At 67.1% G+C, this 18,517-nt stretch carries 18 protein-coding genes, 1 tRNA gene and 1 pseudogene; 2 read left to right on the top strand and 18 right to left on the bottom strand.

Translation table 11 applies throughout. The annotated features are described in order from the left end of the window. Positions 1 to 9: 9 nt before the first annotated feature. From AC4IJH_RS00100 to AC4IJH_RS00015, 18 genes are all read right to left on the bottom strand, one after another. Positions 10 to 3,264 (bottom strand): phage tail tape measure protein, encoded by a 3,255-nt coding sequence (locus tag AC4IJH_RS00100; protein ID WP_490849315.1) that lies wholly within the window; start codon positions 3,262 to 3,264, stop codon positions 10 to 12. Positions 3,265 to 3,276: 12 nt separating this feature from the next. Next, positions 3,277 to 3,444 carry a hypothetical protein gene (locus AC4IJH_RS00095; protein WP_490849314.1) on the bottom strand — a complete coding sequence of 56 codons (168 nt, stop codon included), beginning with the start codon at positions 3,442 to 3,444 and terminating at the stop codon, positions 3,277 to 3,279. Between the two features lie 221 nt (positions 3,445 to 3,665). Further along, complete coding sequence (locus AC4IJH_RS00090) at positions 3,666 to 3,983, bottom strand: hypothetical protein (protein ID WP_490849313.1); 318 nt, start codon at positions 3,981 to 3,983, stop codon at positions 3,666 to 3,668. 160 nt (positions 3,984 to 4,143) lie between these two features. After that, positions 4,144 to 4,698 (bottom strand): hypothetical protein, encoded by a 555-nt coding sequence (locus AC4IJH_RS00085; protein ID WP_490849312.1) that lies wholly within the window; start codon positions 4,696 to 4,698, stop codon positions 4,144 to 4,146. A gap of 14 nt (positions 4,699 to 4,712) precedes the next feature. Next, positions 4,713 to 5,357 carry a phage tail tube protein gene (locus tag AC4IJH_RS00080; RefSeq protein ID WP_490849311.1) on the bottom strand — a complete coding sequence of 215 codons (645 nt, stop codon included), beginning with the start codon at positions 5,355 to 5,357 and terminating at the stop codon, positions 4,713 to 4,715. Beyond that, positions 5,350 to 5,727: a hypothetical protein gene (locus AC4IJH_RS00075; RefSeq protein WP_490849310.1), complete on the bottom strand. Its 378-nt coding sequence runs from the start codon at positions 5,725 to 5,727 to the stop codon at positions 5,350 to 5,352. The genes AC4IJH_RS00080 and AC4IJH_RS00075 overlap by 8 nt, the downstream gene beginning before the upstream one ends. A 29-nt stretch (positions 5,728 to 5,756) precedes the next feature. Next, positions 5,757 to 6,068 (bottom strand): hypothetical protein, encoded by a 312-nt coding sequence (locus tag AC4IJH_RS00070; protein ID WP_490849309.1) that lies wholly within the window; start codon positions 6,066 to 6,068, stop codon positions 5,757 to 5,759. Then, a complete protein-coding gene (locus tag AC4IJH_RS00065) occupies positions 6,068 to 6,430 on the bottom strand; it encodes a hypothetical protein (RefSeq protein ID WP_490849308.1) in 363 nt (120 codons plus the stop codon). The genes AC4IJH_RS00070 and AC4IJH_RS00065 overlap by 1 nt, the downstream gene beginning before the upstream one ends. Then, complete coding sequence (locus AC4IJH_RS00060; RefSeq protein WP_490849307.1) at positions 6,427 to 6,870, bottom strand: hypothetical protein; 444 nt, start codon at positions 6,868 to 6,870, stop codon at positions 6,427 to 6,429. Before AC4IJH_RS00060 ends, AC4IJH_RS00065 begins: the two co-directional genes overlap by 4 nt. An 8-nt stretch (positions 6,871 to 6,878) precedes the next feature. Continuing rightward, positions 6,879 to 7,988: a major capsid protein gene (locus AC4IJH_RS00055; protein ID WP_490849306.1), complete on the bottom strand. Its 1,110-nt coding sequence runs from the start codon at positions 7,986 to 7,988 to the stop codon at positions 6,879 to 6,881. A gap of 33 nt (positions 7,989 to 8,021) precedes the next feature. Then, positions 8,022 to 8,543 (bottom strand): hypothetical protein, encoded by a 522-nt coding sequence (locus AC4IJH_RS00050; protein WP_490849305.1) that lies wholly within the window; start codon positions 8,541 to 8,543, stop codon positions 8,022 to 8,024. Positions 8,544 to 8,554: 11 nt separating this feature from the next. After that, complete coding sequence (locus tag AC4IJH_RS00045) at positions 8,555 to 9,319, bottom strand: VG15 protein (RefSeq protein ID WP_490849304.1); 765 nt, start codon at positions 9,317 to 9,319, stop codon at positions 8,555 to 8,557. Further along, complete coding sequence (locus AC4IJH_RS00040; RefSeq protein ID WP_490849303.1) at positions 9,319 to 10,746, bottom strand: phage portal protein; 1,428 nt, start codon at positions 10,744 to 10,746, stop codon at positions 9,319 to 9,321. The genes AC4IJH_RS00045 and AC4IJH_RS00040 overlap by 1 nt, the downstream gene beginning before the upstream one ends. A gap of 24 nt (positions 10,747 to 10,770) precedes the next feature. Beyond that, entirely contained in the window at positions 10,771 to 12,438 is a 1,668-nt protein-coding gene (locus tag AC4IJH_RS00035) for a terminase (protein WP_490849302.1), read from the bottom strand. Further along, positions 12,438 to 12,896: a phage terminase small subunit gene (locus tag AC4IJH_RS00030; protein ID WP_490849301.1), complete on the bottom strand. Its 459-nt coding sequence runs from the start codon at positions 12,894 to 12,896 to the stop codon at positions 12,438 to 12,440. The genes AC4IJH_RS00035 and AC4IJH_RS00030 overlap by 1 nt, the downstream gene beginning before the upstream one ends. A gap of 848 nt (positions 12,897 to 13,744) precedes the next feature. Further along, entirely contained in the window at positions 13,745 to 14,155 is a 411-nt protein-coding gene (locus tag AC4IJH_RS00025) for a hypothetical protein (protein WP_490849300.1), read from the bottom strand. A 25-nt stretch (positions 14,156 to 14,180) separates the two neighbouring features. After that, positions 14,181 to 14,253 (bottom strand) — tRNA-Cys (locus AC4IJH_RS00020). Between the two features lie 670 nt (positions 14,254 to 14,923). Further along, positions 14,924 to 16,660, bottom strand: a complete 1,737-nt coding sequence (locus AC4IJH_RS00015) for a recombinase family protein (protein WP_490849299.1) — start codon at positions 16,658 to 16,660, stop codon at positions 14,924 to 14,926. 47 nt (positions 16,661 to 16,707) lie between these two features. On the opposite strand from AC4IJH_RS00015, the pseudogene AC4IJH_RS00010 reads away from it, so the two are divergent. Then, positions 16,708 to 17,727: pseudogene (locus AC4IJH_RS00010) on the top strand (ABC transporter ATP-binding protein); the annotation flags it as partial. A gap of 259 nt (positions 17,728 to 17,986) precedes the next feature. Continuing rightward, on the top strand, positions 17,987 to 18,442 hold the full coding sequence (locus tag AC4IJH_RS00005; protein ID WP_490849298.1) for a peptidoglycan-binding domain-containing protein: 456 nt from the start codon (positions 17,987 to 17,989) through the stop codon (positions 18,440 to 18,442). The last annotated feature ends 75 nt before the right edge of the window (positions 18,443 to 18,517 follow it).

Here is an 18,517-nt window from a genome sequence, read left to right as displayed (position 1 = left end):
CGGCACAACTCACCTTCCACTAGTACGGATCTGCCACGCGATCTCGCGCCCGATCTCCAACGGGTCAGCGTTGGTCTGCGCGTTGACCGTGATCTGAGGCACCGTTGGAATTCCAACGCTGCCCCCGGCCTTCTTGCCGACCTCGGCCGAGAATCCATCCATGTCGAAGTCGGGCATCTTCGACGTCGCCGCGCCAATGCCCTTAAGGTCACTGGCGACGTTCGCGAACGTCTGCGCCATCGTCGGCGAGGCGTAGCCCATCGGGCCGCCAGCGCCCGCACCTCCGGCCGCGTAGCCGACCGCCACGGGGGCGAACGGGTCCGGCAGCCAACCGCCCGTATCGAGCGACGGATCGAGCGATACGGAGAACGGCAGGAACTTGCGGATGGGCCCCGGGATCGCTCCCTTGATGGCCCCAACGATGTTGCCCGCGATGGACTTTGCGCCGTTGATGAGACCCTGGATCAGGTCCTTACCGGCGTTCCAGAGCGTGCGCCCCAGGTTGCCCACGGCGCTCACGACCTTGCCGGGCAGCGAGCGCATGAACTCGACCACGCGGCCGACCATCTCGCGAACCTTGTTGGTCAGCTCCTGCGGCTTAGACGCGCCGAGCCGGATAGCTGCGACGAACCCGTTGATCGCGCCCTTGACGATCGAAACGCCCGTGTTGAACGCCGACTTGATCGCCGACCAGACAGCCGACACGATCGAGCGCAGGGTGTTCATGACCGAAGTCACCACCGACCGCACGGCGTTGAACACCGTCACGACGATGGGTCGCAGGAAGTTGACCGCAGCCGACCACGCCGCCTTGATCGCGCCCCAGACGGTCGAGATCACCGACGCTACGGCGCGCATCACTGAACTCACAACGGAGCGCACGGCGTTGAACGCCGCTGTCACCGGCGGGCCCAGGAACGCGACCGCAGCCGACCACACGGCCTTGATGACCGACCAGACAGCCGAGATCACCGCAGAGACCGCGTTCATCGCGGCTTCAACTCCGGCGCGCACCAGCTCGAACGCTGCTTGCAGAGGCGGCCACAGCCACGTAACGACCAGGTCCCAGACGGCCTTGATGCCAGCCCAGGCCATCTCAATGACCCAGCGCACGGCCGCCATCACGGCCTCGACCGCGACCTTGCCGACGTTGAACGCCGCGACGATCACGGCCCACAGGCCCTGAACGATCGGAACGACGATCGCGGCCAGGACGTCCCAGACTCCGAGGACAACGCCCTTGACCACCGCGACGATTACCGTCACGAGATCGACGCCGAACTTGAACGCCGCAACGATGCCGTCCCAGATCGACTTGACGACCGGTAGCACGTTGTCGCGTATCCAGGACCAGACCGCAACGGCCCCGTCCTTCACGGTGTTGTACACCGCGAGGACAACCCCGATGTAGAACTTGAAGTACGTGACGATGCCTTGCCAGATCGCCACAACGACCGGCCAGACGTTCGCGCGTATCCAGTCCCAGACGGCCAGCGCCGCCGTCTTGATGGCCTCCCAGACCGCGTTCACCGCGTCGCGGAACCACTCACACTTGGTGTAGAGCAGCACAAGCCCCGCGATGACAGCGACGATCGCCGCCACGATCGGGTTGGACATGATGGCCAGCCCGATAGCCCGGATGCCGAGCGCGAAGATGCGCAGGGCGGGCCCCGCCAGCGTCGCCACCGACGACCCAGCCCGGATGATCTGAAAGAAGTTCTTGAGCTTGCCGCCCATAAGGGCCATGGCCGACAGGCCACTTGTCGCCGTTCGCACCGACTTGAAGCCAGCCACGAACAGCGCGATCCCTCGGGACGCCCCAACCATCCCCGTGCCGACCGTCGTTACCGCCCGGCCAACGCTGATCAGCGGGCCGAACAGGACCCGGACCACGAGCCCGAGCTTGGAGAACAGCAGCAGCGCCGGAGACAGCACCCCGCCGACGGCCAGGAAGACGGCCATCAACTGATGCACCGGCTTAGGGGCGTTGGCCAGGCCCCGGATGAACTCCGAGACCTTGTTGATTGCCTTGGTGAAGGCGTCGAGTAGACCGCTCTCGCCGATGGCGATTGCCAGGCCCTCGATCGCCGACTTGAAGCCCTGCATCCCGGCTTTGGCCGTGCCGGACATCGTTTCGGCGAACTTGTCCGTAGTCCCCTGGGAGTTCTCCAACTCCTTAGTCAGAGACCGGAGCTTGTCCGTGCCCTGCGAACTCAGCGCGTCGTACGCGCGGATGCCCTCGGCACCGAACAGCCGGATCTTCTGCTCGTTCGTGAGGTTGGCCTTGCCGACCTCGTCAAGGATCTGCGGAAGCGGCTTCATCTTGCCGCTCGCATCCTGGAACGACAGACCCGTCTTCTCCATGATGTCCTTGACACCACGGGCGGGCTTCATGAGGCTCCGCAACATCGCCTGCATCGCGGTACCGCCCATGGACCCTTGCAGGCCCGCGTTACCAAGCAGGGTGTACGAGGCCGCCGCCTCCTCGATCGAGAGACCGGCGATCTTCGCCATGGATGAGCCGTACTTGAACGACTCGCCCAGCATCTCGACGTTGACGTTGCCCTTGGTGCTCGCCGAGATCAGGAGGTCAGTTGCCCGGCTCGCGTCCGTCGCCGCCAGCCCATAGCCGGTCATGATGTTGGACACGATGTCCGACGTACGGGCGAGGTCCATACCGGCCGCCGCAGCGCCGTTGAGCACCGCAGGCAGCGCCTGGTACACCTCCATGGGCTTGAAGCCCGCCATAGCCAGGTAGCCCATTGCGTCAGCCGCCTGCGTGGCGCTGAACTGCGTTGAGGAACCTAGCTCCTTGGCCTTCGAGTTCAACATCTGGAACTCGGTGCCCGTCGCCCCCGAGATCGCCTTGACTCGCGTCATGGCGTACTGGAAGTCAGACGAGGACTTGATGACCCCGGCGAACGCGCCAGCCGATACGACAGACATCGTCTTCATGGACTGGCCCGCGCGGTCGATGGGTTGGGCCCACGTCGTGAACCGCTGCCCCATCTGCTGACCGGCGCGGCCTACCGCCTGCATCCGGTTGCCGACGCCGACCATGCCGGAGCCCAGGCGCGTCATGCCGCCCAGGGCCGCCGCAGAGGCCGCGTTCATGCCCCGCATACCGGTCTGAACACCACGCGACAGCGCGGCACCTGACGCAGCGCCAACGCGTGACGCCGTCGTCTGGATCTGGCTAAACAGCTTGTCGCCGCGAGCCTGCAACTCGATAAAGGCCGTGCCGACCTTCATGGCCCCGGCCATGTTGCGCCCCTCCTAGGTGATACGGGGGCGGTGCCCCATCTTCGCCGCCAAGGACAAGAGGCCCTTGTTGGCCTTCTTGGGTGCCTCAACACCCGGACGAGGCAGCGGCTCAGGCTTCGGGATCGGGTTTTCCTTCGCCCCGTGCGCCTGCAACTGCGCGCCCAACAGGTAGTTGGTCACGCGCAATTGGTCGATCAGACCCGCAGACAGATGAACGTCAAGCGATGACCACTCGGCCCAGTCGTGGCCCTGTGTGGCCCGCGCAAACCAGGAGTCGCGCGGGAGTCGTGACACGAGGGCGGCGAACCGGCCCCACGTAAAAGCGGACCCCCCAACGTCGTTCAGGTCGAGCCCGAACGTCGCCAGGAAGTCCGCGTCAAGGTCGTCGCCGTGACGGTCGATCAGCCCTGCGAGCCAAGCGATTCCCCCAGCGTGGCCCCCTGCTCCTCGGCGTACGCCTCAAGGATCAGCAGGAGGTCACCGGAACGGCCGCCGCCGCCAATGAACTTGTCGTAAGCCTCACCCAGAAGCGCACGGCCAACGCCGGGGATGTCCTCGCCGGATGCAGCGGCGTGCGCCTCGTCCGGCCAGAACTGCGGGGCCGGAATCTCGTATGTCTCGCCGTCCACGCCCTCAAACGGGATCGTGGCGTTGCCCTTCTCCTCCGCGCGGGTGCGCAGGGTGGCGAGCTTGAATCGGGACTTGTTGGGCTTGCTCATGTCGTCATCTCCGTTGGTGGGTAGGTGGATTGCCGGAGCCGCCCCCACCTAGGACGGCTCCGGAAACTCGACTCTCCAGGGACTAAGGTCCCGAGGCCGGCGAGGACCTTGGTCCCACCGGCGGGAGGCCGGGCACCCGAAGATGCCCGGCCCCTATCGCTCAAACCACGTCGAGCGTCTGCGTGTTGGACGGGGCCGACTCCTTGCCGTCCGCGTCCACGGCCACAACCGCGAGGGTGTGGTTGCCCCTTGACGGGGCCGCGCCGTGCTTCTGCGCCTGGTCAAGGTCCACGAGAACCGATGTTTCCGCGCCCTCGTACCAGACGTCATGACGGCCGGTCTCGTCGCCCTCAATGTCGCCACGCAGGACATAGAGCCGGTACTTGACCGGCGTCCCCTCGTCGGGGGCCTCCCACTTGGCGTTGAAGAACCAGAAATCACCGGTCTTGGTGATCTCGAAGTCCTTCGGGGCCCCGAGCGTTTCGTGGGTCTCGCGAGCCTTCGCGATCACCGCGACAGCCGTAGCCGTCTCGGCCTTCTCGCCGCTAAGCACGACGTGATAGCGGCGATCCTCGACCGCCTCCGGGTAGGTGTGCGTCAGCGTCTTATCCGCCTTCACGTCCTCCCGGGTGCCGTCTCCCCAGGACAGGGAAAGGGACTTGGCACCGTCAGTCTTGACGCTGACGGTTGCCACCTGCCCCTCGACCTTGTCCACCGTGAGGGACGGCTTTAGAGAGGGTCCACGGGGGCAACCCCCGCAATCGCCTGGTCGTGGATCTCCCACGTACCCAGCGGCTTGCCCGACTGGCCAAGGGCCTTGACGGTCATACCCCAGGTGATGGCCTCGCTATTGGCGAACTTCGGCGACTCGACCTCGGAGACCTGCGCCTTGTCCATGTGCAGCGCCCACTGACGCTTGGTGGTGCCGTCGGCCTCCATGCCGTCCTCAATGACGAACAGGGCCGAGAACGGTGCACGCGACGCGGCGGCCTGGATCTGCATCTTGAGCACGCCCGCCGTGGTGGAGGTGTCAAGTTCCTTGTCCGTCAGGCCGTAGTACGCCTGGAACACAGCCTTGGACGACTCCAGAGCCGCGAACTTGAGGGTGAGGTCACGACCCGTGATGATCGTGCGAACCACGCCCGCCTGCCAGGACTTGATGTCCTCGGTCTCCTCCGAGAACTCGTGTTCCACGCCGTCCTCGGTGAACAGACCCAGGGTCTTGAACCCGGCGGTCTTGATTGCCTCATCGGTCAGCGTGGCCGGTATCGCGGTGTTGACCTTGCCGATGTACATGGTGCCGGTTGAGGCAACACGCGTGGTGTCTACCGGGGCCGCAGCCTCGCCGGTGTCGTACTTGTCGAACTCAGGCACTGCCGAGCCCCTTTCGTGCGGGCCGCACGGCAACGCCAACAGACGCGTACCAGCGCGGGGAATCAGTGAGCGGATCGGGGACAAACTGAGCGCCCGCGATCGTGTAGGTACGCGAGACACCCGGCACCCGGCCCGGCATCGCGTACAGATGCGCGATGACCTCTTGAAGCCGGTCATGCGCGGAGGCACGGTCAGAGCCGTGCACGTAGAGGGCCAACACCGCCTGATCAAGCGCAGGCCACCGGGTCACCCCGCCGTTCCGCTCAACCGTCGTGAACGGGAGCCGGTCGGCGAAGTCTGCGGGCAGGTCTGGCCCACCCTCGAACCCCGGTATCACCTTGCGTAGATGAGCCAGCGTCAGCGCCTCCACGTCGGGAAACGTGACGACCGGACGCACCATCAGCCCCCGAAGTCGCCCAGGTTGAACACCTTGTGGCGCTTGCGGTTGGACTTCTTCGAGCCCAGGACGATGACGTTGGCGTCCTTGTCCTTGGCGAACACGCGAGTAGTCACGTACTCGCCGTCACGGGTTCGGCGAACCTTGGTGGACACGCTGAACCCGGCCGACTTGAAGTCGCCCGTACGCACCGGGGCGCGGCCCGCAGCGGCACCCGCCGCCGACTTGCCCTTGCGGTGTAGGAACTTCTGAACGCCGTCCGCCTTGGCCAGCGACTCAATCGCCCGGCGGTCGAGCTGAACGCGAGCAGGCATCAGCCCTCCACCTTCTTGACTCGGATCTTGAGCAGCCCGGGACCGAACGCCCGGCGCTGCATGAGTGGGGGCCCGTCGACTTCCCAGACGGAGCCCAGCGTTGGAATTCCAACGGTGCCGCCCGGCTCGACGCGCACGCGGTCGCGGCCGGTCACGTCGGCATGGGGAGGCAGGAGGATGGAAGCGCCGAACGCCTGCGCGTCGCGCTCCGTCGTCTCCTCGCGCCCGGAGGGATAGACCAGACGGCCCCTGTACGCCCCTGAGTCGCCCCAGGAGTGCACGGGAGCCCCGTACCGGTCCTTTCCCTCCTCGGAGCGCCGAACGACCGTCACAACGTCACACAGGAGGTTTGCGGAGATCATCCGTCACGCTGCCAATCGACCCGGCCCTTGTCGGTCTTGCCGATCGGCGCGAACAGCCGGAACCGGTCGTCGTCGTAGCCGATGCCGACAGGCACCGACCAGATGGGCGACAGGCCCACGGCCGCCTCAATCTCGGCCCGCTCCTCCGCCGACAGCGCGAGGCCGTTCGTAGCGTGGCGAGCGAGCCGGTACGAGGCATCGCCGATGGACTCGGACGCAACCCCGTTCGGGTTGTCGATCGCCCGGCCCGCAAGCCGCATGACGATCTGTCGTACGGCCTGCGGCATGTCCTCGTCGGCGAGGCCCGCCGGACGGGCGATGTCGCGGACGAGGGCGGACGCGTCGCCAAGGATCAACTCGGCGCGCTTCCGCTCCCTCTCCCCCGCGAACGGCTCCGGACGACGCGCCTCGAACTCGTCAATGGAGACAAGCGCGTTCACCGGTCCCCCTAGCTGCCCTTGGCCTCGTCCTTGGCCGGGTTGAGCTTGGCGACGACGGCCACGGCGCGAACCATGGTCGCGAGCGCGGACACCTCGTCCAGGCCCTTCGCGGCCTCGGTGGCAACGGTGCCGTCCGAGAACTTCTTGAGGGGGATGTCACGCGTAGCGCCAACACCGAGGTAGGTGTTGACGATGGAGCGCTCAACGCGCTTCGACGGGTCGTAGTCCTTCTGAACGGTCAGCGAGACGCCGCCGTGAGCGGAGGACGAACCGACGGGGCCACCGGCCGGAACGATCGGGGCCCGCGTGATCAGGGTGTACGCGGTCGGGTGGAAGGCAACCATGCGCATCTCGTCCAGGCCCTGCACGACGACGATTCGGAAGCCGTACAGGTCGCCGATGGTCGCAGCGCGAAGGGTCGCCGAGCCGCCAGACTCGTTGACCTTGGTCAGGTGGTCGTCACCCAGGAGGGCGGACTCAATGGCGGTGCCGATAGCCAGGATTCGGCCCTGCATGGGGACCGACTCGCTGTTGAGCTTGGCGCGAAGCTGGACCATGAGCTTGCGGACGTGCTTGCCGTCAATCTCGGTCGCGCCCTTGGCGTCAACGTACTTGTCAACGATGGTCGCCGGAGCATCCTTGGCCGCATCGAGACCCAGAGGGGTGTACTTCGGAGCCTTGCCGTTCAGGATGTCGGTAAGGGTGCGCTCAACAGACAGAGCGACAGCCGCAGTCTGCGGAGCGAGAACCTGCGCACCGTAGTTGGTGACGTCAAGGTCCAGCTCAGCAGCGGTGAGCGCAACGGCGTTGTAGACCTCGCGCTTGAGGCTGACCGTGATCTTGTGCTCGTTCAGCTTCTGGAGGTTGATGTTGCCCGACTGACCTTCGCCGGTCCCGTGGTTGCGAGACTCAGAAAGAGCCATCTCGTCAGCCTGGAGCTTGGACGGCCGCTTGATGCTCACGGTGTCACCCTCGGCACCGGTGAAGTCAGCGCCAGCGTCACGGGCAACGAGACCGGTGATGATGGTCTCGTCCTCCAGGAGGCCCAGGGCCTGAGAGGCCCAAATCTCGTGCTTGATGGCACCCTTAGAGCCGGTGCCGGTTGCGTAGGAAGCCACGACGGCTACCCCTTTCGGTAGTTACGGCAGCCGTCAGAAGGAAAGCTGCTTGCGGATGGCAGCCGCGAGCTTCCGGGGGTCCGTGACCTCCGGCGCGTCAGGCACACCCTGGCCGGTCTTGACATTCGGCTGAGGCCGGGACGGAAGACCGCCGCCCCTCTTGGCGGACAGCTCCGCCGCAATCTCCTTGGCAGCCGCAAGGAGTTCGTCCTTGCCTGCGCCCTGGAGCTTCGCCACCGACGCGGCCGAAAGGCCCGTCTCCTCGGCGACCTCGCGCAGCGTCAGCGAGCGGGCAGCCTCGGCCGCCTCGGCCTTCGCCGCGTCCAGCGCTTCGCGCAGCTTCTCGGCCTCGCTCTTGCGGGCCTCCTCGGCCTCCGCGTGCGCGGCGAGAATCGGCTTAGCCGCCTCAAGTTCCTTGCGCAGACGCTCCAGTTCGGCCGCCTGCTCCGCAGCAGCGTTGGAATTCCCACGCTGCTCCTCGGCCGCCTCAACGACGCCCGGAATCTCTCCCTGTACCGGCTCCGGGGTAACCGGGGCCTCGACCTGCTCAGACAACGCAACTCTCCTTATGCGCGGCCCTCAATGAGCCGCCGGAACTGAATGGGATCTCCGCCCGCCGCGCGCCACAGCGCGTCATACCGGGCTGCTCGGGGATCGACTCGACCCGAGCGGGAATAGACCGGCTCCATCTGGCACTGACAGGCGCGATGAACACCCGCGCCCCGGTCCTGCGACTTGCCCAGTCTTGAAATGCCGCCCTGGCGAACGCCCATGGCGGACTTGGCGGACTTGTAGACCGCGCCACGCGTCGCGAGCATCGCGCAGAACGAGCAGCACGAACCCGACGCGACCCGTCGCCAGCCGATGCAACGGCGGTCATTGCGAATCGCGTTGGTGAGGAATCCCCGACCGCCACCGGCCACCAGGTCCACGGCGTTGCCGGTCTGCCCGGCCAGCGCCAACCGGCGGGCCTCGGCGAGCGGAACACCCCGCTCACGCATGATGCGTTCGACGTAGCCGGGGCCGAACTCGTCCAGAGCCGCCCGCGACTCCGCCGCCGACCATGCCGGGCGGTGCGCGACGTCGAGCGCCTGGCCCAACTCCGCGCGCCGGAAGTCCCGGAAGTACCGGGCCGAAGCCTCCGCACCGGCGGTGTGTGCCGCCTTCATGATGCGTTCAGCCTCGGCCAGGTACTCCAGCCACGTCACGGGGTCCGTGATGTCAACGCGCCGCCAGGCCCTCGCAAGCCGCCGTACGGCCGCCTGAGAGAGCCGCCGTTGGGCGACGCGGTGAGCCTCCGTCAGAGCCTCCCCGGCCCGCGTGTCCGCCATCAGGCGGCCTTAGCGGGCTCGGTCGGCTCCTCCGGCGTGGCCTCCCCCGGCAGCAGCTCCGATGTGTGCTGTCCGGTGAGGAGTTGGGCGGCCATGTCGTACTCGGCCTCTTCCGCCTTGGCCTTCTTCCAACGCTCCACATCGAAGGTAGTAATGCCGGGTACGCGCTCCCACAGGACTTCCTGTGGCACTCCCAACATCTGATGCAGCTTCCCCAGCGCGTCCACCGTCGCCGACAGTGAACGAGCCTCGGCGTCATGCCAGATGACCCGCGCTTCGGTGTCCTCGGCGTTCGCTGTGTCGCCCATGGCATACGCAGCGAGCCGGAACACCTGACCCCACGACTCCCCGAAAATGGTCTGCCTCTCGTGCACCTTTCGCGAGAGGCCGGACTCAAGAGCCGTGAGCGCGTCGGCGGAAATATTCGCGATGCCTGACGCGAACATGTGCGGGGGTACCTGCGCGATGGCGGCCATAGCCTTGATCGCGGCCTCGCGGCTCTTGAGGTACCCCGACAGGTCAGTTTCCGAGAACTCCCCGAACTTCACCTTGTCGCCGGGAGTCGCCCACACGCGGTCTACAGCCGCCTGGAACGTCTCGATCGGCCGTCCGGTGACGGGGTCTTTCGGAATCTGAATGCCGGTCGCCCAACGCTGCCGAAACGCGCTGTACGACTGAGCAACCAGCATGTCGAACGTGGTCGAGTTGATCCGGTCCTGAATGGCCATGAGCGGGGCGACCTCGCCCAGCTCATGCGCCATCGTGTCCGGCGAGTCGGCCCACCGGTTCCGGAACTGGACGATGGGGCAACGGCCCATGCCGTGCGGGCTCGACTCCTTGACGATCATCTCGTCCGGGTCGGCCACATCCTCCGGCGTCCAGATCTCCGTAACGGCCTCGTCGTCCCAGAACTCCCAGCGGTCGAAGGTGTCGTCACCGACCTTGACCTTGCCCAGGAACTTGACAGCGTGGTCCAGCCAATCCGCGTCCGAGTCGGCCGCGTAGCCGGTCACGGCCAGCGGGGACATGGGGCGGATGACCGGCGCGGCCTCCCCCGTGATCGGGTTGGTGCCCTGCACCACCGACACGTACGACCGGCCGAAGGTCAGCGCCGAGCGGTGTACCTGCGCCTGCCGGGAGTCCATGAGGTTGTCGGCCCAATAGCCCCACGGTTCAAGGTCGTCGGGCTCGTCCGACCGGCGGTAGCCCTCCACCCGGAGGTTCTGCGCCACGGACGCGACGATCAACGGGAGCCAGTTTTCTAGGCTCTTGTGGATCATCTGCCCGAACTCAGCTTCGGCCTTCTTCGGGATGTAGGGCCGCTCCTGGATGCCGCGAACGTACCGGTCAACCCGGCTTAGCTCCGGCATCTCCCGGCGACGCTGAACGAGGGTCCCGGCGAGGGCATGACGAATATCCCCTTCCACCGGGGCACCTCCATTGATGGTTGATCAGAAGCCGTAGACAATCCCCGGCTCGGTGGTCCACTTCTCCAGGACCCCGGCCTCAAGCGCCTTGCGGCGGGCCTCGCGCGCGAGCACGAGACAGACGGCCGCATCGACCTTGCGGGGGCTCTCGCGGGACTCCTTGCCGAGCGTCACCCCGTACGCGTTCACCTTCCGGCGCGCGTTCTTGAGGTGAGAGACAAGCAGCGTGTCCGGCGCGATCGTGAGGCCCTTAGCCTCGAACGCTCCGGCGACACCCTCGGCGGCCTGCGTGAAGTCCCGTTGCCTGCGCCGCATGTCGAACGCGACGGAGTGGCCGGGACCGGCCTTGATGAACAGGTCGTCGCGGTAGTCCTCGGCCCACTTGTCCACGTAGGACTCATAGAAGGCGAGGTCAGCAAAGAACGCCGCAACTCGCCAGCGCTCGAAGGCCGTACGGACCATGCCGTCAACCTCGTCGCGCGGGACCTCCCAGCCCTCACCCTCCGGGCCGTCCGGCCGCTGCCAGATACCCAGGGGCCACACGTAACCCGTACGAACGTCGCACGCCACAAGGGCGGTTGCGTCCGAGTAGTGGTGGGAGCCGCGCGCACCGTCGAACCCGAGCGTGATGATTGCGCCGTCTTCCGGCAGCGTTGGAATTCCAACGGTGGCAGCGTCCACGTCTTCCGGCTTGAGCCACGAATCGGACGCCGCGACCACGCGCGAGAAATAGAAGCGGTACGCCTCTTCCCGCGTCGTGCCGGGGTCGTAGATCTCCTCGACCAGGCGGTCAATCGAGATCCACGGGCAGTGCTCGTAACAGACCTTGAGGGCCGCCCTCACCGACTCCTCGTCGGCGAGATCCGTTTCCGGCGGAGCCTCCAGCGCGGAGTACAACAGGCCAGCACCGAACGGGACATCGGCCACCTTCAAGTAAGCCTCGTAGGTGTCCTCCGCCACCGACGCCTCACCGGGCGCGTGTGCGTTGGTCGTCTCGATGCCCCGGCCCTCGACCTTGGCCGCGTTGCGCTTCAAGACCCTGGCCAGCTTGTGGCCTCCGTTGGTCTCGCGAAGGTGGTGCGGCTCGTCCAGGACGTAAAACGATGTCCGGTTGCCCTCCAATGAGGCGGACGCCGTCGTCACCGGCTCCAACTTCCCTCGGCGGACGCGCCGTCCATCCTGAATCTTCATCAGGATGCGGGTCTGGCCGATGTCGAGCCCCAGCACCTCGGCGCGGTCGCCCGCCACCATGGCCCGGATGCTCGCGAAGGTGTTTTCCGTCTGCGAGTAGCTGACCGCAGCGAGCTGGACGAGGGGCGCGGGATGCACCTTCCCGACCGCTACGCGGACGCCTGACGCCGTTTCAACGACCTTGTGGGGTATGCACGGCCCGCAAAGCTCAAAGAGGCAGAGAGCGCCAGCAAACGGCCCCTTGCCCCAGCCCTTCGACCGGCGGAGCGCGGCACGGCGGAACCGGAACCGGCCCCGCTTGTCGATCGCGTAGAACCACGCGATGAAGTGCTCTTGCTCGGGGGTCGGGTGGAACGGCTCGCCCGCGCGGTCCCCGTCGGGGTTCACCAGGTTGGCGCGCATCCACGCGACGGCGGCATAGCCGATCGACTCGTCTAGCGCGGGCCAGTTCTGCGGGTGCGTCTCGCGCGGCTTGTACTCCGGGATCGTCCCAACGTGCATCAGGCACCCCCGAAGAGGGCCACGACGTTCTCAGCGTCCACGGAACCGGCCACGCCTCCGGCGGGCCCTTGCGATGCCTGGCCGACGCTCAGACGGCCTCTCAGCCGGTCTGTGTGCGTCGCCCCAAGCAAGCTCTCGTTCTGCCGGATCTCGGACAGCACGTCCTTACCGGCCCGGAGCTTGCGCGGGTCGTCGGCCGCCTTGGACATCAGCCGGTTGTAACCGTCCACCATCGGCAGGAGACTGACCAGCCGTTGCCAGTCAGTCGCCTGGAAAACAGCGGCCTGGGGCGAGTTGGTCCACGCCTCCCACCAAGTGCGAGTAGCCGTAAGCCACTTCTTGGGGGTCGGCAGGTCCGGAGCCGGGACGCCCTCGACGTCGGCGGGCTCAACAGCGCTGCCAAGGTTCGGGGTTCGCCCGTGCTTCTCTTCCTTCGGAGGCGGGCCCATGCCAGCCATGGGGCCACCTCCTCGGCGGTGTCACGGAACCGGCCTTTCGTGACCGGAGGGCAAAAAAGGGGATGCCCTCGCGTGCGCGCGTGTGCGCGTGCGTAGGGCTGTCCGCCAGCGGGGCGGGAAATCGGGGGAAAGCCCAGCTCACAGAGCGTGAGGGGCGGGGGCGACGTGGCCGGGGCGCAAACCCCCAGACCTGTACGCAGGGCGGCGCGCTATTTGGCACCGGGGAGGATCGCTCTTCGGAGGGGGGTACCCCCCACGTCCCTCGTCACGGTAAGTGAGCATTCGGCGAGCGACGCGCACGCAAAGTTGCCAGCGCGCCAGCACCGCAAGCGACGTCACGACGACTCAACTAGTCGTTGATTCGCTCGCGTTCAATCGCTCACGCACAGCGCTGCGCGCGTGCATCAAGCACGCCTCAACTGTCGTGCCTCGTACGGTGACAGCTCACGCGCACGCTCACGAGTAGGGCGAACAGCGTTGCTCGCGCTCGCACCTTCACGCGCGCTCTTGCGTGTGTGGTGCCACTCGCATAGGGCCTGGAGATTGTTGGGTGAGTGGTCGTCACCAGCGTTGATGTGATCGCACTGGTTGGCGTACCGCCCACACAGGGCCCCCGTGTCATGGCGTACCCACTGGCAGGCATAGCCCGCAGCGGACAGCACACGCTCACGGATGAGTGGCCAGTCGGAGGGGAGCCGGGACCGGCGGTCACTGGTAGCCCACGCCATATAGGCCCCCTCTCATAGGGCCCCCTTGCCAGGGCCCCCAAATGCGGGCCCCTATGCAGGGAACCCCAGTTGAGGCCCCGTCACAGGGGCCCCGACGTGAGGCCCCCCGTGTGGGAACCCTTAGACCGCCTGGTTGATGTGCACCTGGTGCGACGGAAGGAACGGGGTCACGAAGCTAACGCCGACCTCCACCTCATCCGACCGCGTGTAGCACTTGACACCCTCGCCAGGCTCCAGCGTGTAACTGTCGGTGCTGCGGTTGATCGTGACCCTGATGTCCAGCTTGTAGGCGGTCCGGTTCGTAACCCGGATCGACTCGTGGTCGAGCCGCTGAATGTCCATCAGCTCGGCAGGCCGGAACAGCCACTGCGCCAGAACTGCCAGTTCTGCAACTGGCGTGTTCTCCAGCGCGGCCACCCGATCGGTAATCGCCTTGAACTCCTCAGCGGACGGCAGGCCGTCAATCGCGAAGTCGGCAGGGATGTTGATACGGCCGTGAAGCGACACGCGGGCCCTTTCGGTAGTGCTCACCGTTGGAATTCCAACGGTGCGTTTGCTGGTCGGGCAGGGATCGAACCTGCGGCCTCCGGGACTGTCGCCCGACGCTCTACCAACTGAGCTACTGACCATCGCGCCACCCCGTCCGGTGACCACCGGCCTTGCCAGGCTGCGTGTCCCAACCGAAGTTGGTAGCGCCTCCCTTGGGGCCAGCGTCCGCCGAACGAGGCAGACAACCGCGCTCACCCTGGCTTGAGGGATCATTGCGCGGCCTAGTGCGTATGCGGCCGGTACCGACCCTGCCCGCGTCCACGGCAGCCCCCACAATGCGGCTCGGTCCAGCCTGACCGGCTATCCGTAAGGGGGAGTTGAACCCTCGCGAGGCCCGGAGCGAATCACGGGACAGGCGAGGAAGCGAAAGGGCCCCCGTAGGTGCTCGACCGGGAGAGAGTCGGGAGCGTTGCCCTACGGGGGCCAGGAGGCGAGCGAGTGGCCTACGCGGGCCGCTCATCACTCAAGCGCCAGCCTCGCGCACGCGCGCGGGACTCTCTCGCCTCACCCCTATTAAGTGGGGGCAGGGGTACGCCAGTTGAGGACGCTTGCACCCTCCCCCGGAGCGAACAGACAGAAAACGTCTGTCCGTACCTACTTCTCTAATGCACACATAGGAAAGAAGGTACGTACAGACGTTTTCTGTCTGCACTTCGTCACGGAACGCGAAAAAGGCGACCCTCTCGACTCCGGAGAGTGAGGGGGCCGCCCTTGCTGTCTGCGCGGGTAAGCCTGAGCCTGTGGCGCGCATCACTTGCCCTTCTTGGCCTTGACCAGCGGAACGACCTTCCCGCCGGGCGTCTTACGGGTCTTGACGCGCCGTCGATTCGGCGGCTCACCATGCCAGTTGATCGTTACGCGCTTCTCGCCGTCGAACGGCTGGCCCGTGTAATCCGCCTTGCTGATCCAGATCTCGTCAATGGCCAGCCGCAGCAGCGTGCGCCGTGTCGCCTCGTCGGCACGCTCCCACGTCTGCCGCACAAGGTCCGCGTCGAAGATCCACGACACGTCAACGCCGTTCGATCCGCCCCGGATTCGCTCAAGCTCGGTCTTGATTGCGTTCACGCGCTCCGTGGCCTCGTCAAGGTCCGGCTTGAAGAACTCTTCCGACGGGCCGTCGTACCTGTTTGCCTTACGGTCCGCCCACACGCGCTTGAGGGCCATCTCAGCGCGTGCCAGCGCTTCTAGGGCCTCCGCCTCATCCTCGCTGGTTTCGGGGCTCCTAGCGGCCCTGTAGCGCTTCGCCACCTCGATCATGATCGGGTCGTCAGCCTCGGCGTGAACCAAGCGGTTCTGCCACTGCATCCCCACGTACTCCTCGGCGGACTTACGCGCCAGGAACGCGGGCTTTTCGCACGCCGACCGCTGCCCGCTCTTGGTCTTCCAACAGCCATACCCCGTACCGGCCCACGGCATCGACCCTTCGCACCCCTCGCAGTACGAGGCATCCGTGAGCAAGTGCTTGGCCTTGATGCTGTGTTCCGACCCGTCTGCGGGCTTCCCAATGCCCTCCTCGCCCCGGACGGCCTCCTTGGCCGCTAGCTGCTCCTCGTCGGTCACCAGGGCCTCGCCGACCATGACCGACACCTTGTCGCCGTTCTCGTCGCGGAACACTCGCCGTCGCTGGTTCTGGTCCTCCTGACGGCCGGTCGTCTGCCACCCCGCGTACGCCGGGTTGTGGATGATGTCGCGGCCGGTAGCGAACGCCCAGCCATCGGCCCCCGTAGGGCTCGGTACGCCCTCGTCACTCAAGCGCTGCGCAATGGCCCGCAGCGAAAGCCCCTCGGTCACCGGCAGCGTGTGCCACAAGCGCGCGATCTCCGCCTTGGTACGCCCCTGGGGGTCCCCTGACAGCTCGTCAGAGACTCGCAACTTGCGCTCGTCGTACAGGTCCCCTTCTTCGTCCAGGGTCTCGACAAGCACCACCTCAAGCCCGTACGGCGCACGCGCGTTGACCCATTCGCCATTCGCCCGTTGATGGTCCTTGGTGTTCTTGATGCGCTCCGACAGGATCTCGGTTTCCTCGCGCGCACGCTCCGCCGACCGGATCAGCTCGCCTCGGTCGCGCTTGTTGGACGAGTCGAGTTCGGGCCGTCCCGTCTCCTCGTTCCACCCGAACAGGATGCGGCGAGGGATGCCGTCCTCGGGCTCGATGATGTGCAGGATTGCGCCCGCGCCCCGGCGGTCCCAGCGGTCGAGCCGGTAGCACCACAGCCCGCCGACCTCGCCCTTGACGACGGCCGCAAGCGCTTGGTCCTGGTCCGTGCGCGCGCCCTTCCGGCGGAAGCGTGACGCGCTGCCCACCTCCTTCCAGACGTGCCGCACCTGCTTGCCCAGAAGGGCCGCCACACGACGGCCTAGCGTCTCCTGTGCCGCAATGCTGATCTCCTGCTTTCGCCCCCGGCTCGCCTTGCTCTTGACCGCCTGCGACTTCCGGCAGAACAGGTCGATCCAGTCGGCCGGGTCGTAGTCCGTTTCTGTGCTCATGGGGGCATTATCCCACGTCAGAGGCAGGGTTAGGGTGTGCGCAACGCTCATGGGAGCGCTACACCCTCTTCCTGCGCTCGGTCCTCTTCCCCGTCATCAACATCACCCATGTCCTGCTGCTCGGCTCGGTGCTGGTCATCGGCGGCGTCTTCGTCCTGCGGGGCTGGATGACGCCGGGCGAGCTGACGACCGGGGCGCTGCTGGCACAGATGATGACCGAGCCGATCGGCATGATCCTGCGCTGGTACGACGAGCTGCAGGTGGCCCAGGTCTCCATCGCGCGCCTGGTGGGCGTGCGCGAGATCGAGCCGCACGCCGCCGACGAGACGGTGGGGCCCCAGGGCCGGGACGTGCACGCCGACGAGGTCCGCTTCGGCTACCGCGCCGGCGTCGACGTCCTGCACGAGGTCTCGCTGCGAGTGCGCCCCGGGACCCGGCTGGCGCTGGTGGGCCCCTCGGGCGCGGGCAAGTCCACGCTGGGCAGGCTGCTCGCCGGGGTCTACGCCCCGCGCACCGGCGCGGTCACCCTCGGCGGCGCGCGGCTGTCCCAGATGCCCGCCGAGCGCGTCCGCGAGCACGTCGCCCTGGTCAACCAGGAGCACCATGTCTTCGTCGGCTCGCTGCGCGACAACCTGCTGCTGGCCCGTACGGACGCCCAAGACGCCCAGCTGTGGGCGGCACTGGGCGCGGTCGACGCCGAGGACTGGGCGCGCGCCCTGGACGACGGGCTGGACACCGAGGTCGGCTCCGGCGGCCACACCCTCACCCCGGCGCAGGCCCAGCAGATCGCGCTGGCCCGCCTGGTCCTGGCCGACCCGCACACCCTCGTGCTGGACGAGGCCACCTCGCTGCTGGACCCCCGTGCGGCCCGCCACCTGGAACGCTCCCTGGGCCGCGTCCTGGACGGCCGTACGGTCGTCGCCATCGCCCACCGCCTCCACACCGCCCACGACGCCGATGTGATCGCGGTCTGCGAACAGGGCCGCATCACCGAACTGGGCAGCCACGACGAACTGGTCGCGGCCCAGGGCGCCTACGCGGCACTGTGGAGGTCGTGGCACAGCTGAGGGATGGGTGGGGCGGGCGGGACGGCTCGTGATGGGCCGCCCAACAGGCAGGCTTTGTTGGCCAGTTCGCACCGGGGGCTCGGTGCCGTCGTAGAGGTAGCTTCTGCGCATGCCGCGCTGATGCGGACGGGGGTCGGGGGGGCTCACCACGGCCACGGTCGCCGCTGCGCGCTGTGACACCACAGGGCGCCTGGAGGAAACCGGTGACGCGTGCGTCAGCCGCGTCGGGTGCCGCCCTACGACTCGGAGGGGGAATCGCATGCGACCGCGCGTTGTGGTGAGGGCACTCGTCAGTGTCACTGCCGCTGCCGGGATCGCCGCCGGGGGCCTGACGACTGCGAGCTTCGCGGCTACCGCGATGTCGAGCCCGGCGGTGAGCTCCCGCACCGCCGCCCCGCTCGCGGTGGTCAACCTCGGCCTGAACGCGACGCAGGCCAGATACGTCCAGTGCTGGCTGAAGGCGAACTGGGGCTACACCGGCGCGCTCGACGGGCAGTTGGGCACCAACAGCTGGAAGGCGTTCCAGCGCGACCTCAAGGCGCACTGGGGCTACACCGGCGCCATCGACGGCATCGTCGGAAGCGGCACGATCAAGGCGTTGCAGCGCCTGCTGAAGGACAGCTGGGGCTACACCGGCGCGATCGACGGCATCGCCGGGGACGGCACCAAGGCCGCGTTCAAGCGGTTCGCCAATGCGTGCAGCGGGTGGTGCTGAGCGGTCGGTGTTCCGCCCGCGGGCGCGTCGTGGCTGGTCGCGCGGTTCCCCGCGCCCCTTTGGGGTGCGGGGAAC

Source organism: Streptomyces sp. UF-297 (assembly GCF_058245575.1).
This window is presented reverse-complemented; position numbering and strand designations above follow the sequence as displayed.